This window comes from Flavobacteriales bacterium (assembly GCA_016716605.1).
Taxonomy (GTDB): Bacteria; Bacteroidota; Bacteroidia; order Flavobacteriales_F; family PHOS-HE28; genus PHOS-HE28.
The window spans coordinates 2,784,833-2,803,453 of the sequence record JADJWA010000001.1 but is presented as its reverse complement, the minus strand read 5'-3'; the positions used below and the strand labels follow the sequence as shown (position 1 = coordinate 2,803,453).

The following is an 18,621-nucleotide window of genomic DNA, read 5'->3' as shown; positions in this document are numbered from 1 at the left end:
ACGACACATTCAATTCGTGCTGGAGCGATCCGCAGGCAAGGTCTTGGATGCCAATGTCGTCTTCGCTGACCAACACAAGAGAGAAGCGGAGATTTTCCAACTCCGCAAGGATGTAGAGGAGGGCATTCAGCGACACGCACCTCACTACGTCTGCACCGAATGCAAAACGCCCGTCACTGTCCGCGCTCGCGTAAGTCACACTGGTACCCATTGGTACTTCCAGCACCTGCGTGATTCACCGCAGTGCTCAATCAAGACAAAACACCATCTGTCCAAGGAACAGATCTACCGCATACAGTACAATGGCCAGAAGGAGGGCGACAAGCACTTTGAACTGAAGAACTTCATTGGCCATACTCTATCCAAGCAACCAGATGTGCTATCCGTCCATGTGGACAAGGTTTACAAGGACAGGGCGGTTTCAAGGGACTGGCGGAAACCCGATGTGTTGGCCGCATTCCCAGACAGAAAGATCGCCTTCGAGCTACAGATCAGCAAGGACTTCCTAAGCGTCATCGTCGCACGGACCATCTTCTATGCCGAACGCGGCATCCACCTCATCTGGGTCTTCGCTCATTTCGGTAGTGATGAAGAGCAGCACTTGTTCTTCCAGAAGGACGTCTACTACAATCGGAATTTCAACCTTTTTGTTCTTGACAATGAAGCCATGGCCGCATCAAAGCGGCAGGGCGAACTTGTTTTGAAGTGCTTCTATCAGAGGTTCCATCTGGAAGACTTGGAACTATCCCATTCATGGCATTGTGAGACAGCAACGCTGGCGGAATTGACCTATCACACGAACCCTGTCGAGGTATTCTTCCATGATTCAGGCGCCGAAAAGAAGCGGCTTGAAGGCGAACTGGCCGAGCGGATGGAGGCTGCGCTGAAGGCAGATGAGGAGCGACGGGCGCAAGAGGAGCAGGCTCGACAGGAGGCGTTTGAGATAGAAGAACATGAAAGTCGCCAAAGGCAATTCCAGAGTTCCGTGGAACATGCGGTCCAATTCATAAAGGACGGCTATCAGCATGGCTTCTTTCCTCCACCTGGCTATGATCATGATCCTATCCTCAACATGAACTCCGAGATGGTCGCGAGCCTGAATGATAAGCTGGGCTTGTGGGACAGAAATGTTGGCTGGGTATCAAGTCTGTTGACCAAACGCCACAAGCCATTCGTGATTGAGTACCTCTTCAACATCGATCACATCTGGATCAACACCGCCGAGCTTCGTGTGAATGACGAGCCCCTACTCCACTATCTTCTTCGGCTGCCATGGACTGAATTTCACCGCTACAGCACATGCCTGTTCCGAAAGGGCTATGACTCGACAGAGGCGGACGAAAAACTCCTTGAGACCATTAAAACAGAGAACATTGAAAGGTCGAGTGTTGAGCAAAAGGAAGCCCTAAGGAAGTGGGGATATGGCTGGCTCCTTAACCGTTGGCCAGACCCACCGCGCATTGGAGCAGTCAAGTCAAGCGCTGAGCCGCTCCTTGCCCTTCTTTCCTTGAAGATCGGTGCTTGCGTCTACTATGACTTCGGCAATCTGCGAGAGCTAACGCACAACGTTCTGGAGTACCACAAGGACATCGGAGACCTCTATCTCAAGGCTATGATCGTGTATGGCCAGGACAAGATCCAATTCTCCGAGGATAAGAACGGAGGTATCCAACGGAAAATCGACCGCTACTACTTTCTGAAACCCGAGCAAAGCCCAAGGGTGATGCGACTTGCACAGGTTCTCTTTCCCGAACTGTACTGAGAACCTGCGTGACGCGAGATCGGTGGACAATGCATGGATGAGCGATGTTGGTCTGGACCCGTGCTCGTGAGACTCTCGCCGAACGCATCCAGTTGATCAGCAGACGACGACCGAAACCGAGCTACTGTCGTCTCAAATGGAAATACGCGTCAGCGAAGACGGCGATACTGAGCAACGCGAACATTCCTGCGTCATGGAATAAATGCCCTTGGTCCATTCCCATGAGCGTACCTCCGCTCCTCATTCCCCATGAGAGAAGCAGGAACAAGACCGCCAACGCAAGCAACCCTCGCGCAATGAAGATGTGTATCCGTGCTTTCATGTGATCGGTTCTAGACAATAAAGGTAGCTGCGGTAAGGAACTGCATGACCGCGTAAACACGCGTCCATTGCTCGTGAATGGCCATAGCCAACTGGCGATCATAGGCCTGACGAAGGGTCTGGGACGAGCGGGTCAGCTTGATACACCAGTCAACGCTAACTATGAGTAGTAGGACGGATGGTACGGTGGCAGTTCTGCCCGTCATGTAGAGCGTGCCTACCCAAAGGCCCGCGCCCAACCAACAGGAGAGCGCCATAAGACGTGTAGAATGCTCAAGCTTCAACGATTCAACGAAAGTGCGCCTGCCTCCCAGTCTATCACAATCCAGGTCGCGCAGGTCTTTGGAGATTATTTCGCCAACGCCCATGAACGTGACGACCGCACCAAGGAACATCCAGCCCTCGGGTTTCCGCCACAACAGGTTGCCTTCGGGAGAAGTAGGGGCCGCCTCATCTACCAGACAGATCCAGAAAGCGTAGCAAACCACACACATGAATGGCCAGAAGAGCAGGCTTCCTAAACGGCTCGAAGAGAGCTTGAATGGCGGTAGGGAGTAGACAACGGCAAGGATGGTGATGGCCACAGAAAAAAGAAACGTCCATCTGCTGATGAAGGCCGACATGATCAGTGCCATACCGAATGAGAGGGATGCGATCACGATGGCCTCGTTGATGTTCACGAGGCCAGAAACCAATGGTCGGCTCGTCTTTGCAGGATCTGGGCTATGTCTATCGACGGAGAAGTCAGCGATGTCGTTGGTGATGATCGATCCGACGTTCAACAGGATAATGGGAAGCAGCACGAAGAAGAACCTGGCGGGCGGAGGAGCTGATAGCAAAAGAGCGCTGAAGCCCATGACCGTGGAAACCGTGAACCAGAGAACGGTCTTGGGGCGAGCAAATCGAGAAATGGCGGTAAGTAAGCGCACGGTGCAACTTACCACGCCCGTTCCGACATGTTGTACGCCCAGTATGGAACCAAGCTGATGTTTGTGCAGGCTCCTGCTGCCATAAGCCCAGCAATCCAAGAAAACACGCTTGCTGACGGTCGGCAGGGGGGGCACAGCGCGTAACATTGTGTCCGTCATGCGTGCGCTCCGCCTTTTCGCCCTGCCTGTAGCCTTGCTGCTGCTTACGGCCCAGTGCATTCCTGCCCTCTGGCAGATGCACTGCGCCGACACGGGCCGCACTACAGCCCATTGGGGTACCGCGAAGAGTTGCTGCATGCACGAGGAAGCTACGAGCGAGGTACCCACCGTGGGCAATCTCTGCTGCACCTTCAGCAAGGTGCAAGCGGTACTGGATGTGCAGCAACGTACAGCCGCCACGCATGTTCCAGACATTGCCACATGGGTGAGCATCGGTTATGTGGCATACGTTGCCCCGACCCGACCCGTTGAACCCCTTTCTTGGTTCGCTCACAAACCGCCGCTCCGAGGATCCATCCTTGATGGCTTGGTGGAACTCGGCATTCTCCGCCTATAGTCCTCTTTCGTTCGGATAGCTCTGATGCACAGCGCATCGGAGCGCGTGCATTTCAACCGATCGAATTTGAAGGACCAACAATGCCAATAGAACAGGACGGGGCGAATCAACGGCCCAACGTAGAAAGCCGCAATGCATCGCCTTGGGTCATGAGCATGAACAAGGTGCTGAGCAAATTCGATCTGCGCTATCCGCGGATCCGCTTGCACCCGTTGCAGGGGTCTAGTGCGTCAGCATGTCGTGCAACGCTGGTCTTCGGGATCGTGCTTTCCACCTTCTCCACGTTCGCACAGAACGCGCTCCCGATACCCGATACGTTGAGTGGATCGACCATTGACCTCACCATACAGGAGGGAACCTGGGAGTTCCATCCTGGCGAGGTGATACCCACCTACGGCTACAACGGCGACCTGTTGGGGCCAACGCTCATCCTACAACAAGGGCAACCCATGACACTGAACGTTACGAACACCATGCCCGACCTCACCACGACGCATTGGCATGGCTTGCATGTGAGCGCGGCGAACGATGGAGGCCCGCACTCCATGATCATGCCTTCGAGCACGTGGAGCCCAACGTTCACGGTGATGAACCGAGCCAGCACATTCTGGTACCATCCGCACGGCATCGGGCTGACAGACTATCAAGTAAGCAAGGGACTTGCAGGAATGATCATCGTGCGTGACCCGCAGGAAGCTGCACTGGCTTTGCCCCGCACCTATGGCGTGGATGACATCCCCTTGATCCTTCAGACGAAGCCCATAGTCGCGGGGGAGATCATGTTGCATACGGGTTTGGACAGTGTGGTGATCGCCAACGGCGTGCGCAACGCATGGAAGGAACTGCCCGCACAGATCGTGCGCCTCCGCTGCTTGAACGGTAGTTCTGAACGCACCTTCCTACTGGGCTTCGACAACGGGATGAACTTCCACGTGATCGGCACGGACGGCGGCCTACTTGCCTCGCCTGTCTCCTTGACGCGCGCTCGCCTGATGCCTGGCGAACGACTTGAACTACTGATGGACCTCAATGGCATGGAAGGCAATTCCTTTCAATTGATGAGCTACGCGAGCGAGTTACCGAACGGCATCGTGGGCTCTCCGCAGGTTGGCGACGGTTCGGCCTTCCTCGACGGCTATCAAGAGAACGCCCTCAATGGCGCAGACTTCCCACTTGTATCGTTCACCGTTGGATCGCCCACCCCTGATCCCATCACGTCGATCCCCTCTTCGCTCATTCCAATGGATCCGCTGAATGAAGCCGACGCGGATGAAACCCGCTCCTTCGTTCTAGCGCCCGAGGTCATGGGGTCCATGGGCATGATCGAAGGACCGTTTACGATCAACGGTGTCATGATGGACATGGATGTGATCAATGTCACAATCCCATTGGGCAACACCGAGATCTGGGAGTTCACCAACAGCACCATGTCGGGGCATCCCGTGCATATCCACGACGTGCAGTTCAACATCCTCGATCGTAATGGCTTGGCACCTGATCCCTGGGAAACGGGTTGGAAGGATGTGGTGTACGTGCCGCCCATGGGCAGCGCCCGAGTGATCATGCGCTTCGAGGACTTCGCCGATCCCGACATGCCCTACATGTACCACTGTCACATGTTGATGCATGAGGACGAAGGCATGATGGGGCAATTCGTCGTGGTCGATCCCAATGCGGTTGATGAGCATAACATGACTGATGCGCTGATGGTCTGGCCGAACCCGAGCACGGGCGAGTTGAACCTGCTTATGCCAACCATCAAAGGCAACGCCGAGGTTCGCCTGATCGACCCCATGGGCCGTGTGGTCCACTACGAAACGATCACCGCCCAGAATGGCGCCTCCTTCACTCATGTTGGAGGCCTCGCCTCAGGCTCCTACCTACTCTCGATCACTGAAAAGACAGGCCAACGGCTGGTGCGTCCAGTGATCATTACGCATTGAACAGAAACAAACATCCAAACACTCAAACCTCGCCGAACATGAAACACCTGTACCTCTCGATCGCACTGCTTGCCGCAACGGGCATGCGTGCCCAAACGACCGCATTGGATTTCACCGCGAACGACTGCGCGGGAGCCTCGCACACCCTGTTCAGTGACCTCGACGCAGGCTATTGCGTGGTGATCGACCTGGTGATGATGGGCTGCCCTTCGTGCATTCCCGCAACGCATGCCATCGTCGATGATGTGATCCCGAACACATCGAACCCCGCCATGGTGAAGTTCTACTCAATTGGGTTCTCGAACTCCGTCACTTGTGCGCAGATCACCTCGTGGGCAACGACCAACGGCTTCACCCATCCCGTATTCGGGGGCATGAGCGCACAGACCACCTACTACGGTGGCATGGGCATGCCCACCGTGATCGTGCTCGGCGGCGGAGCCACCCACGGCGTGTACTACAATGAGCTGGGCCATAGTGCCAGCGACAACCCGACGATCATATCGGCTATCAACACCGCCTTGCTGGATGCGAACGGTGTTGAAGAGAACAGTGCTCGTTCCATCACCCTTGGCCCGAATCCAGTTGGCAGCGTGCTGAACTTGAATGGAAGTTACACCTCGGCCAAAGTGATCGACATGCATGGCCGTGTCGTGCTGAATAACATCCCGAACGGCACCTCTCTGGACGTGAGCACACTTGCCTCTGGGCAGTACACCTTGGAACTCATCGCAGCGGACAAGTCGCACGCCGTAGGCCGTTTTATGAAACAGTGATGAAGCACAGCCAACTCATTTCCGTGTTAAGGCAGAGTGCCGCAGTGGTCTTTGGCTCTGTGGTATTCGGCCACGCGTCATTGGCCCAAGAACCTGTGCTCTTCTGGGAGCAAGCGATCGATTGCAACGCTTTGGACCACGGCGCACTTCGGCCGCGTATTGCACTGAACGCGAATAATGATCCCGTTGTGCTCTGGGGCGATAATTCGCCGATGGCAAACCATGTTGCCGTAGGTAATGGAGCGGCGTTCAATGCTCCCGTCCAGTTGAGCACGGGATTCATGCCCGCCATTGCCGATTGGATGGGAAGCAGCATCGCCTCCGCGGGGAATAGCGTGTGGGTGGTGATGAAAGCCGCTCCTGAGGAGAGCATGCCCATTTACGTCCGCCGTTCTGATGACGGTGGCTTCACATGGGGGGATACAATGCGCGTGGAGCCTTTGGATGGACTGGTCTCGCGCTTCCCTTCCATCGATGTCTCCGATTCCGATGCGCCAGTGGTCCAATACATGCAGTTCGATGGTGGTTTTGCTGGGGCAAGACAGGTCGTAACGCGCATGATGGGAGGCGCGTTCATGACACCTGTGCAGGTCAGCACTCCGTTCTTACCTGGCAATGTCTGCGATTGCTGTCCGAACCAAATCATAGCCGATCCCGATCATGTTGTGGCGCTCTACCGCAATGCAGGATCCGATGTGCGCGTGATATGTGGCGCGTCTTCCACCGATGACGGAGCGAGCTTTCCCTTTGGATCCGTAGTCGATACCACAGGATGGGTACTGGCCGCCTGTCCTTCCAGTGGACCCGATGGCTATCTCGACGGCGACAGCGTTCGCTTCGTGTGGATGTCAGGAGCCAACAACGGAACCAAGGTCTATCTGGGAAGCGCATTGGCAACAGATCTGACACTGGGCGAGCAGTACAGACTGCACGCGGGCCAGCCGATGAGCTTGCAACAGAACTTTCCTCGTATTGCTGGCAGCGGAGACACGCTCGGGGTGGTGTGGCAGCAGACCATGAGCGGACAGAGCGAGATCCTGTTCAGTTGGAGCACAACAGGAGTTCTAGGTCTTAGCGAGCCAGACACGGTGAACATAGACCTAGCTGGTGCTCAGAAGACACCTGATATCGCGTATTCCAATGGAGCGTTCCACATCGTTTGGAGCGAAGCAGGTCTTGGTCAGGTGCGCTATCGGAAAGCGGTGATCGGCACAAGTGTGGGCTTGCTACCCGTCACCCGTCGTAGTGAGCTAATCCTTCTTTGGCCCAACCCCGCCAGTACCGAGATTAATATCCCCCTTCGCTACATCACCGCTGATGTGACCGATGCTGAAGGAAGCATCGTGATGCGGAACGCTCCATTGTCAGGGGGCGTGGTGGATGTGAATTCGCTTCCTACAGGCCATTACATCATAGCGTTCACGGCCGCGGACAAGTCGCGTGCAGTCGGTCACTTCGTGAAACAATAGACCACAACCCGAGCTACACACCATTTCACCGAGTTGATGCCAACAAGATGAACTCCAGGAATCTGCTTGTGACCGCGTGTCTTTGGGTGATCGCGGAAACGAACGCACAGACAACCGCACTCGACTTCATCGCTGACGATTGCGGCGGCGCCTCGCATCACCTCTTCAGTGAGTTGGACGCTGGGAATGTGGTGGTCCTCGATCTCGTCATGATGCAATGCCCCGATTGCGCACCCGCCACGGTGGAGATAGCGGAGAACGTGATACCGAACACCACCGATCCTGCGCGGGTGAAGTTCTATAGCATCGGGTTCAGCGATGACATCACTTGCATGGAGATCACGGATTGGGCTGTGACGGGCGGTGTCACTCATCCCGTATTCGCGGGCATGAGCGATCAGACTACCTACTATGGTGGCATGGGCATGCCCACGATCGTGGTGCTCGGTGGGGGAAATTCACATGGGGTCTACTATGTGCATCTAGGCTATGCCGTCGGGCTCAACGGCATCATCACCGATGCCATCGATCAGGCGCTGATGGATGCGAACAGCATTACCGAGAACGGAACCCGAAGGATCACTCTAGGCCCGAACCCTGCATCTACCACGCTGAACCTGAAGGGCTCTTACTTCACGGCGAAGGTGACGGACGTCCATGGCCGTCTAGTACTGCTCAATCGGGGAATCAACGGTGCCACGCTGGACGTGAGCGCTCTACCTGCTGGTTTGTACACCTTGGAACTTACCACCGCCGACATGTCACGCGAGGTAGGTTGCTTCGTAAAGCGGTGATCCATGAAGGAACCCGAACACGGGCTGCATATACGGAACATGGTCTGCGACCGATGTCGGACGGCCGTGCGTCGCTTGTTGGACGAAGTGGATATCGGGTACACGCACGTGAACCTTGGTGAGGTGAACTTGACCAACCCCTTGACTGGTGCTCAACGCGAAAGACTTGCCACCCGCCTAGCAGAGATCGGTTTCGAGCTGATAGATGACAGGCGCGTGCAGAAGGTGGAACGCGTCAAACTCCTGCTACAACAACATGTAAAGGAGCATGCCATGCAACGCAGCAAGGAGAAACTCTCCGCATGGCTGGCCCGCGACATGGGCATGGAGTACTCAGGACTTAGCAAGCTCTTCTCGCAAGTGGAAGGAACGAGCATCGAGCGCTACCATAACCTATTGCGGTTGGAGCGGGCGAAGGAACTGCTTGTATACGACGAATTGAACCTGACAGAGATCGCGGATCGGCTGGGCTATAGCAGCGTACAGCACCTGAGCAATCAGTTCGCCCAGTTCGTTGGGCACAGCCCTTCGCATTTCAAGCGCATCGGGGCTGAACGGCGTAAGGCGATCGACAAGGTGAACACGGAGCACTGATGGAAGGTGTAACTCTTATCCATCATCCTATAACAAGTCGCGGTGGTCGTGACTGGAGCTTTGTACCAAACAAAGCGACCATGATCCACACCTATTCCATCCAAGGGCTCACCTGTGGCAATTGCGTAGCCAAAGTGAGAACCGCGCTTCAGAGCATCCCTGGTATCACTAATGCCGACGTGACCCAGAACCCACCGTTGGCGATCGTCACCATGTCAGCACATGTGAACACTTCTGTGCTGGCCAAGACCGTAGCGAACGCGGGTAACTTCAGTCTTAGCGAGAACGGGCACTCGATCCCAAGGGTCATTGCCAGTGATCCACAACAAGTAGAGGCGACCTCATTCAAGCCTATTTACCTGCTATTCGCCTACATCGCAGGAGCGGCCACACTGGTGCAGGTCGCACGAGGTGGCTTTGACCCGATGCACTGGATGGGCGCCTTCATGGCAGCCTTCTTCCTCACGTTCTCGTTCTTCAAAATGCTTGACGTTCGCGGTTTCGCGGAGGGCTATGCCACATACGATGTGATCGCCAAGCGCATACCCGCATACGGCCTCATCTATCCTTTCATCGAACTGGGGCTTGGTATCTCTTACGTGGTGGCTCCCCTCTCTCCGATCACCAATGCCGTTACACTCGTTGTGATGGGTGTCAGCAGTATCGGTGTGGTGCAACAAGTGATGAGGAACTCCCCCTTCCAATGCGCGTGCTTGGGGACCATCTTCAAGTTGCCACTGAGCAAAGTGACGCTGGTGGAAGACCTCCTCATGGTGGCCATGAGCGCCGCGATGACGGTTTTGGGGACACATTCAACCTGAAACGAACGACCCATGGCGACGCGCACGACTTTGCTCATCCTACCCCTCATCGGTTTGCTTGGTTCCTGCTCGACCATCCAGAACGCACAAGAAGCCGAGGTGCTCATCAACGGCAATTGCAGTATGTGCGAGGAAACGATCGAACAGGCCGCCCTTGTGGAAGGGTTGTCCGAAGCAGATTGGGACAAGGAAACTCGGCATGCGACGATCACCTATGACAGCACGCGCACTTCATTGAACGCCGTGCTCATGCGCATCGCGGCTGCGGGATATGACAACCAATCATTCATTGCGCCAGACAGCGCATACAGCGAACTGCCTGAGTGCTGCCAGTACGAGCGAACGGGAAAAGATGTGAAACCGCCCACCCCAAGTGACAAGCGGCACGGGCATTGATCTCCGAACCGACCACAAAGACCATGAACATGAAAGCCCTGAACCTATTGCTTGCCTCTGTGAGCTTCGCCCTTCTTTCAAGTTGCGCGGCCCAGATGAAGAACACACGCACCGTTTCCCTGCGCATCGATGGCGATTGCGGAATGTGCGAAGAACGGATCGAGAAAGCGGGCAATGTGAATGGCGAAGCCCAGGTGAACTGGGACCCTGATACCAAGCAGGCCACGATCGCCTATGACAGCACGCGGACCAACTTGGATGCGATCCTGAAGCGAATTGCCCAAGCTGGGTACGATACGCCCAACTATCTCGCCCCCGATGCGGCCTACGCGCAACTACCTGGCTGCTGCCAATACGAACGCACCATGAAGCACCCTGCCGAGACGGACAAGCACGCAACGGCCACCGCCCCCGTCGAGCATGCGGCGCACGCAGAAGAAAAGGACATGGGGCCCAGTGGACATGATCACTCAGCGACGCAGCACCCCAAGGCTACAGCGGCTTCATTGCAGGCTGTGTTCGATGCCTACTTCAAACTGAAGGATGCGCTTGTGGCCTCCGATGCGGCAGCCGCTAAGGAACATGCGGAGGAACTGGATGGCGCGATGCACTCGGTGGACGACAAGTCGATTCCTGAGAACGTGCGGATGGTTTGGCCGCAGGTGATGTCCGCAGCCATGCCCCACCTGCATCCGCTTTCCGAGACAAGCGATCTGGGCAAGCAGCGTGACCTCTTCGCCAAGCTAACTCCCGCCATGGTGCAACTGGCCAAGGCCGCGCCGAAGGAAGTTGCGATCTACCTCGACCATTGCCCCATGTACAACGGGGGCTCCGATTGGTTGAGCAAGGACAAGGAGATCAAGAACCCCTTCTATGGCAGCATGATGCTGGGCTGCGGGAGCTTGCAAGAGACGATAGAATAAAAACCAATTGGCTAGAGGCCAACGTCGTGGAACACCATCAGTCCCATACGATGCCATCCACAGCGATGGCCGCTTCCCCCGCGCATCAAGCGCATGGCGAGCACGGTGGTGATCACTCCGTCCACGGTCCAGCCATGATCGCCGACTATCGGCGACGGCTCTGGATCTCATTGTTGCTCACCGCCCCCATCGTGGTCCTCTCGCCCATGGTGCAGGAGATCATAGGGGTGCATTGGGGGTTCCAAGGCGACACATGGATCCAACTGGCGCTGTCCACAGCCGTGTTCGTTTACGGTGGCTCGCCTTTCCTGCAAGGTTCGCTCGGTGAACTGCGAAAGGGCGCACCTGGCATGATGACATTGATCGCTGTCGCGATCACTTCAGCATATCTGTATAGTACAGCCGTGGTCTTTGGTCTGGCTGGCATGCTGTTCTATTGGGAATTGGCCACCCTTATCGACATCATGTTACTTGGCCATATCATCGAAATGCGTTCGGTGATGGCCACCTCGAACGCGCTAGATCTGCTGGTGCGGCTCATGCCCGATGAAGCCCATTTGGTGCATGGAGACCATGTGATGGACGTCAAGCTGGTCACATTGAAGGTCAACGATGTGATCCTGATCAAGCCTGGCGAGAAGATACCCGCCGATAGCGTGGTGGTGAGCGGCGAAAGTCATGTGAACGAGAGCATGCTCACGGGTGAATCCTTGCCCGTTCTCAGGAGCGTCAATGATCGGGTCATCGGTGGTTCCGTCAACGGGAATGGTTCTTTGACCGTGCGGGTGGAACACACGGGAGAAGCGAGCTACCTGCATCAGGTGGCCGAGCTTGTCCGCGAGGCGCAGAAAGCGAAGTCCAATACGCAGCACCTCGCCGATCGCGCCGCGCGCTGGCTCACGTATGTGGCTTTGGGTGCGGGTGTGCTCACAATGATCGCATGGTTGCTAATGGACGCTGGCCTGCCCTTCGCCTTGGAGCGCATGGTCACGGTGATGGTGATCTCCTGCCCACACGCATTGGGATTGGCGGTACCGCTGGTGGTGGCTTACTCCACCATGCTAGCCGCACGCAACGGACTACTCATCCGCGATCGCACCGCCTTCGAGAACGCGCGGAAAGTCTCCGCAATGGTGTTCGACAAAACGGGTACGCTGACAACAGGTGAGTTCGGCGTAACGCGTGTCGTGGTGCTGGATGACACCTTCGACCAAGCCTCTTTGCTGCGGTATGCGGGCGCGGTAGAGCAACATTCCGAACATCCCATCGCCAGCGGGATACTGCGGAAGCTGAAGGACGATGGCCTGTCGATCCAGCAGGCCACTGACTTCAAAGCGGATCCTGGCCATGGCGTTCAAGGGACCGTGGAGGGCCACAAGGTGGTGATCGCAAGCCCGAAGCAAACGGGAGCGCTGGGCATGACGATCCCTGATCGCACGTTCACCGATGCCACGGAAACCGTGGTCTTCGTGGTGGTTGACGACCGCTTAGCAGGAGCAATCGCCTTGGCCGACCCGATCAGGGCCACTTCCTTCCAGGCCATCGAACGATTCCGCGCATTGGGCATCAAGACCTACATGGCCACAGGCGACAACGACCGCGTGGCCGCCCACGTGAGCCACGAGCTGGGTCTGGACGGGCACTATTCCCAAGTGCTCCCGCACGAAAAGGTGGAGATCATCAAGCGATTGCAAGACGGGGGCGGCTACGTAGCCATGGCGGGTGACGGTGTGAACGATGCGCCAGCACTTGCCCAAGCCGATGTGGGCATCGCCGTTGGTTCGGGAACGGACGTCGCTGCCGCCACGGCCGATATCATTCTCGTACGCAGCGATCCGAATGACATCCTCCAACTCCTGCTCTTCGGCCGCGCCACCTATCGCAAAATGGTGCAGAATCTTTGGTGGGCCGCTGGCTACAACGTTGTGGCCATTCCCTTGGCAGCAGGAGTGCTTCATGCACAAGGCATCATGATCGGTCCCGCCTTTGGCGCTGCCCTGATGAGCCTGAGCACGGTGATCGTGGCGCTGAACGCACGCTTGCTGAAGCGCAACCTTGCGAACGGATGAAGGGGATCCGCCTGTTCATCCCCTTGTTCTCCATCGTGTTGCATGGAAGCCTGACCGCACAAGACGCCGACAGGGCGCACGTTCCCTTAGGCGCTTCGGTCTTCGCGGCGCCCTTCACGCCCAAGGTCACGCGCTACGAACTGACTATCACCGACACCACCTACAACTTCACGGGCAAGCCGCGCAAGGGATATGCGGTGAACGGCAAGTCACCCATGCCCACATTGGAGTTCACCGAGGGCGATACGGCGCTCATCATCGTCCACAACGCCATGGCCAAAGAGGAAACTTCCCTGCATTGGCACGGTATCATCCTACCGAACCGCTACGATGGCGTGCCCTACCTGACCACCCCACCGATCAAAGCGGGCGACACGCAGGTGTACAAATTCCCGCTCGTGCAAAGCGGTACGTACTGGTACCATTCGCACACGAACCTTCAGGAGCAGAACGGCATGCACGGCGCGCTCATCATCCACAAGCGCGATGAAGAACCCCTACCCGAGCACACCGTGATCCTAAGCGAATGGACGGACATGGATCCAAATGAGGTCCATCGCCGCCTGCACAACGCCAACGACTGGTTTGGCATTCAGAAGAACCGCCTCCGCCCTGGCACCACGCAGAGCTATTGGGACGCGATCAAAGAAGGTTATGTGGGCACCAAGCTCACCAATGAATGGAAGCGCATGCGCGCCATGGATGTGAGCGATGTGTACTACGACACCTTCCTAGCCAACGGCAAGCCCGAGGATGAAGCACCCCAGTTCAAGGCGGGCGATCGCGTGCGCGTTCGGTTGATCAACGGCGGTGCCAGCAGCTATTTCTGGATCACTTACGCGGGTGGCAAGATGGCTGTGGTAGCCAGTGACGGCATGGACGTCGAGCCCGTAGAAGTAGACCGCTTCATTATGGGTGTAGCGGAGACCTACGACATCATCGTCACAATTCCCGCCCACAGCACCTCCTATGAACTGCTGGCCACGTCCGAGGATCGCACGCGCAGCACCTCCCTCTGGCTTGGCAAGGGGATCAAACAGCTTGCATTACCGCTGGGCCCGTTAAAGTACTTCGAGGGCATGAAGATGATGAACGGCATGATGCGCATGAACGGCGACATGGAGGACATGGGCATGAACATGGCCTTGCAACGCATGGACATGAACACGGTGATGTATCCCGAGATCACGGGTAGTGTGCCAGCAAAGAAGCACGAGGATATGCAGGGTATGGAAGGCATTGGGCACGGACATGCCGCCACCACCAGCCCGATAGTCACGCTGAACTACGGGATGATGCGCTCCCCTACCAGCACGACCCTTCCTCCTGGTCCCTTGAAGGAATTGCGCTTCGAGTTGACGGGCAATATGAACCGCTACCTCTGGACAATCGACAATAGGACCGTTACCGAGGCGGACAAGATCATGATCCGCAAGGGCGAGAACGTGCGAGTGGTCCTCTTCAACAACAGCATGATGCGCCACCCCATGCACCTGCACGGCCATTTCTTCCGCGTGCTGAACGGTCAAGGCGATCACGCACCACTGAAGAACGTGCTGGACATCATGCCCATGGAAACCGACACCATCGAGTTCGCGGGCACCGAGGAGGGCGACTGGTTCTTCCACTGCCACATCCTGTACCACATGATGAGCGGAATGGGCCGCGTGTTCAGCTATGAAGCATCCGCCGCCAATGACAGTTCCTATGCGAGCGGGATCTCGTGGAAGCGCTTCGCACGCGATGACAAGCGCTGGCACTTCATGTTCATGAACGACTTCGCCACCAATGGCAGCGACGGCGAGGCTATGCTCCAGAGCAAGCGCTGGAAGTTGCAGGCTGAATGGAGGCTGGGGTACACCGATCATCATGGGCAAGAAGTGGAAACGCACTTCGGTCGCTACCTCGGCCGCATGCAATGGTTGTTCCCTTACATCGGCTTCGATTGGCGTCAACGTATGGCGCACATGAACGACGGAGAAGAGAATCTTTTCGGTCAAGGCAATACGAAAGACAGCCGTAGCGCCATCTGCGCTGGTTTCCAATACACTCTGCCCATGCTGTTCGTGTTGGATACCCGCATCGATACGGATGGTCGCGTGCGGGCCCAGTTAATGCGCGAGGATATTCCACTCTCCGCACGCGCTCGACTAGACGTCATGGCCAACAGCGATGGTGAGTTCATGGCCCGTGCCCGATACATCCTGAACCCTACTTGGGCGCTCTCCACTCACTTTGACAGCGACATGGACTTCGGTGTGGGCGTTGTACTGAGCTACTAATCTCGAAGATGCCCAATCCACTCCCCACTTCGATAGTTGTTGCGCTGCTTGGTCTTTGCTCCCCCGCAATTAGTCAAGCACAATCGGCCAACCCGATTGCCACAGGTGACTACGCAACACCATGTTCAATGGACAGATAGCTTAGCTCATTAGCATTGGCACGAGAAGGGCCCTGAACAAGGCCCTATTCAGGGGGTTTGTTCAGAGGGCTGAATTGGCGTATCGAAAATAAGCCCCTAGATCTAGGGGCCTATTCGAGAAGCCCCTATCCGTCACAAATTTTTTGCCCCAGATTTTCGGATCTGGATCAAACCCACACCTTGGATCGGTAGGAGCCAAGGCTATTTACCATGGAGCGCTCATGTGCGCCACGATGACCATGGGGGAATGAAGTTGATGATGCTAGCAATCGATGTGTGAATGAACGCTGCTGGGTTGGGCCAATGCTGATCATCGGAACGCAAAAAGGGGCGATCGGAGACCTGCGTACAGCGATCAAAGTGATGCTCTCCAAATTCCACAACAAGCCCACCACTCTGGCCATGATGGCGTGCCTTACCACTGTACATGTTTCCGAGGAACGGACGATTCTCGCGTTCGCAATTGGAAGAGAACCTCACGCTACAGTCTTACGCCATATCTACGTACTCGTGCGATTCCACTATGACGGCTTTCTCCGAACGCATTGTGCGGAGTATCGCTTCGGAATTGAAGGGGCCGAAGAGCGTGAGTTCTGCGACGGTCTCGTGGCGCACCATGAATGGATAGCAAATTTGAGCGCTCGTACCAAGATCTCTTGAGACCGCAACCATAAGGGTACGGGCCCTGAGGATGTCAGACGGACGGTGGGTAGCTTCGTATCGATTACAGCAGCTATGGCCACTATCGCAGTCCACCGCCTTCTCTTTGTTTCCCGCGTCAATGCGGCTTATTTCTCGTTTCTGACCGATCGAAATCGCGGACCTGTCTATGTCCAAGTGGATCTGGATGGAGAAGTATCAGCATCAACGATATCTGATCCCAAAATGCCCATCGAACTTCGATGCACTGTAGATGGTCAAGGCAACAGCGAACAACCAATTGACGTGTTGAACATGATCCTGACTTCTCCCGATATCTACCTTGAACACATGGTGCGCGATGCTTTGGACATGGCACAGTCGAAAGGTCACATCATCCATTGGACTTGATCCCGCGTCTTCTAGCCGCCATGATCCGCAGTTCCAGTTCTTCTTCATAGATGACCACCAAACGGAAAGATGGGCACTGGCCAGGTTGGGTTGGGTTGACCCTGATCCTTGGCCCTTTCGTGATCGCCATTGCCTACAACGCGTTTACCTGCGGCGGGGGTGTTGGCTTCCTAAGGTCTCTCAACACGATCGACCTTGGTCTATGGTCGATCACGCTGTCCGCCGCGTGGCTCATCTACAAGAACAATGAACGGCGGGGCGAACGTGAACTGCTCGCAATGCCCAAGGAGGAAGGTCCCACTGCTGCAATGGACGAATCATGGAATGCCCGTTATGCCGCTGCCCATGAAAGGTTCCTCAATGGCAAGGCTGGGCTTCTAGCTGTCCAGCGCACAGTTTCTGTCTTGGCGATCGTCTTCGGAGCGATGCGGGTCATTGTCTACCTGTGCGGAATAAGCCTCTAAGCCTTTCCCCCTCAGCCACAGCAGGAAAGTGCGCAAAAACGGCGATAGGAGCGTCTGGCGGACGTGTCCATGGACTGGTCATGCAACCCCTCGCACTTGAACGCGCTCCGTTCCACCCATGATAATTCCTCCGCAACGCGGTAGTACCCTTCTTGGGCACCCCGACCCGTTACTAGAAAGTGGGGGCTATAGGTGCCCTTAGGGATCGAACTTGGAGCAATTTTGTAAAACGGAAATCCGTTGAACGCAACAAACCCCTCTAGTAGAGGGGCTTGCTTCCGAGGTTGTGTAGCGCGGGGGAGACTTGAACTCCCGACCTCAGGATTATGAATCATGCGCTCTAACCAGCTGAGCTACCGCGCCAGGCCCTTTTGTTCAAGGGGCGGCAAATATAGGATCGGTGAACACGCCTCACTTGCACAGGAAAATGCCCCCTCTATCTTTAGCCGCCACCCTATCAACGCCCTACCCGAATGGCCAAGAAGAAGAAATCCGCTGCACCACGCGACAAGAAGCCAGTGAGCAAGCGATCGGCGCCGGTGAAGAAGAAAGCCGCAGCGCGCTCCGGCAAAGCCGTGAAGGGCAATCCGAAAGCAGCCGCGAATCGCGCAGCAGGGACCATTTCGACGAGATCTTCAAAGCCCCGGCCTACAGGCAAGGCTGCGAACAAGAAGGCGGTAACCAAGAAGCCGATGCCGGTGAAGCCGCTCCAGAAGAAGGCCGTGGTGGCCGCCGATAAGGCGAAAGCACCCAAGCCTGCAGCCAAGAAGCCAACGGCGCCCGTCCGGAAAACCGCCACCGCTCCCAAGCCAGTAGTAAGATCCGCTACAGCCAAACCTGCAGCAGCAGTTGCCGCGAAGACCGCGGCGCCGAAGGCGGCACCAGTTCCAAAGCCTGTGGCTAAGCCCGCGCAACGCCCTGAGGAGATGAAACCCTTGAAGGAGCGCGTGACCATGGAATTCGAGATGCACAGCAACCCGAACGTGCTGTACGAGCTGATCAGCTCACCCAGCGGCTTCAGCGAATGGTACTGCGACGATGTGGATGTGCGCGGCGACCAGTACACCTTCAAGTGGGGCACCGATGAGGAAGCCACGACCATGATCGGCCGCAAGGCCCCGGAAGTGATCAGGTTCCGACGAATCGACGACAACGACGACCCGGCGGCCTATTTCGAATTCCGCATCCGCATCGACGACATGACCAATGAGGTGGCGCTGATCGTCACCGACCACGCCTGGCCCGACGAGGTGGAGAATGTGCGCGGGCTCTGGGCCTCACAGATCGCCAACCTCACGCGCGTACTAGGCGCTTAGGACCCTGATCGCCGCA

18 protein-coding genes and 1 tRNA gene are annotated in these 18,621 nt (G+C 56.5%); 17 read left to right on the top strand and 2 right to left on the bottom strand.

What is annotated here, in order from left to right:
* Nucleotides 1-16: 16 nt before the first annotated feature.
* Nucleotides 17-1,762 (top strand): hypothetical protein, encoded by a 1,746-nt coding sequence (locus IPM12_11325; GenBank protein ID MBK9148390.1) that lies wholly within the window; start codon nucleotides 17-19, stop codon nucleotides 1,760-1,762.
* A gap of 332 nt (nucleotides 1,763-2,094) precedes the next feature.
* On the opposite strand, the gene IPM12_11320 is transcribed toward IPM12_11325, so the two are convergent.
* Nucleotides 2,095-3,012: a UbiA family prenyltransferase gene (locus IPM12_11320; protein ID MBK9148389.1), complete on the bottom strand. Its 918-nt coding sequence runs from the start codon at nucleotides 3,010-3,012 to the stop codon at nucleotides 2,095-2,097.
* Nucleotides 3,013-3,169: 157 nt separating this feature from the next.
* On the opposite strand from IPM12_11320, the gene IPM12_11315 reads away from it, so the two are divergent.
* From IPM12_11315 to IPM12_11250, 14 genes are all read left to right on the top strand, one after another.
* Nucleotides 3,170-3,568, top strand: a complete 399-nt coding sequence (locus tag IPM12_11315; GenBank protein ID MBK9148388.1) for a hypothetical protein — start codon at nucleotides 3,170-3,172, stop codon at nucleotides 3,566-3,568.
* 149 nt (nucleotides 3,569-3,717) lie between these two features.
* The gene (locus IPM12_11310; GenBank protein MBK9148387.1) at nucleotides 3,718-5,511 is read left to right on the top strand and encodes a multicopper oxidase domain-containing protein; all 1,794 of its coding nucleotides are present in this window, start codon (nucleotides 3,718-3,720) and stop codon (nucleotides 5,509-5,511) included.
* Between the two features lie 38 nt (nucleotides 5,512-5,549).
* Nucleotides 5,550-6,287 carry a T9SS type A sorting domain-containing protein gene (locus tag IPM12_11305; protein MBK9148386.1) on the top strand — a complete coding sequence of 246 codons (738 nt, stop codon included), beginning with the start codon at nucleotides 5,550-5,552 and terminating at the stop codon, nucleotides 6,285-6,287.
* Nucleotides 6,287-7,756 (top strand): T9SS type A sorting domain-containing protein, encoded by a 1,470-nt coding sequence (locus IPM12_11300; GenBank protein MBK9148385.1) that lies wholly within the window; start codon nucleotides 6,287-6,289, stop codon nucleotides 7,754-7,756. The genes IPM12_11305 and IPM12_11300 overlap by 1 nt, the downstream gene beginning before the upstream one ends.
* 47 nt (nucleotides 7,757-7,803) lie before the next feature.
* On the top strand, nucleotides 7,804-8,550 hold the full coding sequence (locus IPM12_11295; GenBank protein MBK9148384.1) for a T9SS type A sorting domain-containing protein: 747 nt from the start codon (nucleotides 7,804-7,806) through the stop codon (nucleotides 8,548-8,550).
* 66 nt (nucleotides 8,551-8,616) lie between these two features.
* Nucleotides 8,617-9,144 carry a helix-turn-helix transcriptional regulator gene (locus tag IPM12_11290; protein MBK9148383.1) on the top strand — a complete coding sequence of 176 codons (528 nt, stop codon included), beginning with the start codon at nucleotides 8,617-8,619 and terminating at the stop codon, nucleotides 9,142-9,144.
* An 80-nt stretch (nucleotides 9,145-9,224) separates the two neighbouring features.
* Nucleotides 9,225-9,965: a cation transporter gene (locus IPM12_11285; protein ID MBK9148382.1), complete on the top strand. Its 741-nt coding sequence runs from the start codon at nucleotides 9,225-9,227 to the stop codon at nucleotides 9,963-9,965.
* A gap of 12 nt (nucleotides 9,966-9,977) precedes the next feature.
* On the top strand, nucleotides 9,978-10,361 hold the full coding sequence (locus IPM12_11280) for a copper chaperone (GenBank protein MBK9148381.1): 384 nt from the start codon (nucleotides 9,978-9,980) through the stop codon (nucleotides 10,359-10,361).
* Nucleotides 10,362-10,390: 29 nt separating this feature from the next.
* Nucleotides 10,391-11,284: a DUF3347 domain-containing protein gene (locus IPM12_11275; GenBank protein MBK9148380.1), complete on the top strand. Its 894-nt coding sequence runs from the start codon at nucleotides 10,391-10,393 to the stop codon at nucleotides 11,282-11,284.
* Nucleotides 11,285-11,334: 50 nt separating this feature from the next.
* Nucleotides 11,335-13,353 (top strand): cadmium-translocating P-type ATPase, encoded by a 2,019-nt coding sequence (cadA, locus tag IPM12_11270; GenBank protein MBK9148379.1) that lies wholly within the window; start codon nucleotides 11,335-11,337, stop codon nucleotides 13,351-13,353.
* The gene (locus IPM12_11265; protein ID MBK9148378.1) at nucleotides 13,350-15,635 is read left to right on the top strand and encodes a multicopper oxidase domain-containing protein; all 2,286 of its coding nucleotides are present in this window, start codon (nucleotides 13,350-13,352) and stop codon (nucleotides 15,633-15,635) included. Before cadA ends, IPM12_11265 begins: the two co-directional genes overlap by 4 nt.
* A gap of 443 nt (nucleotides 15,636-16,078) precedes the next feature.
* Complete coding sequence (locus IPM12_11260) at nucleotides 16,079-16,435, top strand: hypothetical protein (protein MBK9148377.1); 357 nt, start codon at nucleotides 16,079-16,081, stop codon at nucleotides 16,433-16,435.
* A 75-nt stretch (nucleotides 16,436-16,510) separates the two neighbouring features.
* A complete protein-coding gene (locus IPM12_11255) occupies nucleotides 16,511-16,825 on the top strand; it encodes a hypothetical protein (GenBank protein MBK9148376.1) in 315 nt (104 codons plus the stop codon).
* Between the two features lie 50 nt (nucleotides 16,826-16,875).
* On the top strand, nucleotides 16,876-17,289 hold the full coding sequence (locus IPM12_11250) for a hypothetical protein (GenBank protein MBK9148375.1): 414 nt from the start codon (nucleotides 16,876-16,878) through the stop codon (nucleotides 17,287-17,289).
* Between the two features lie 289 nt (nucleotides 17,290-17,578).
* Here the strand turns inward: IPM12_11250 and IPM12_11245 are convergent.
* A tRNA-Met gene (locus IPM12_11245) sits at nucleotides 17,579-17,652 on the bottom strand.
* A 37-nt stretch (nucleotides 17,653-17,689) separates the two neighbouring features.
* Between IPM12_11245 and IPM12_11240 the strand changes: the two genes are divergently transcribed.
* The gene (locus IPM12_11240; protein ID MBK9148374.1) at nucleotides 17,690-18,028 is read left to right on the top strand and encodes a hypothetical protein; all 339 of its coding nucleotides are present in this window, start codon (nucleotides 17,690-17,692) and stop codon (nucleotides 18,026-18,028) included.
* A gap of 187 nt (nucleotides 18,029-18,215) precedes the next feature.
* The gene (locus IPM12_11235) at nucleotides 18,216-18,605 is read left to right on the top strand and encodes an SRPBCC domain-containing protein (GenBank protein MBK9148373.1); all 390 of its coding nucleotides are present in this window, start codon (nucleotides 18,216-18,218) and stop codon (nucleotides 18,603-18,605) included.
* Nucleotides 18,606-18,621: the final 16 nt, after the last annotated feature.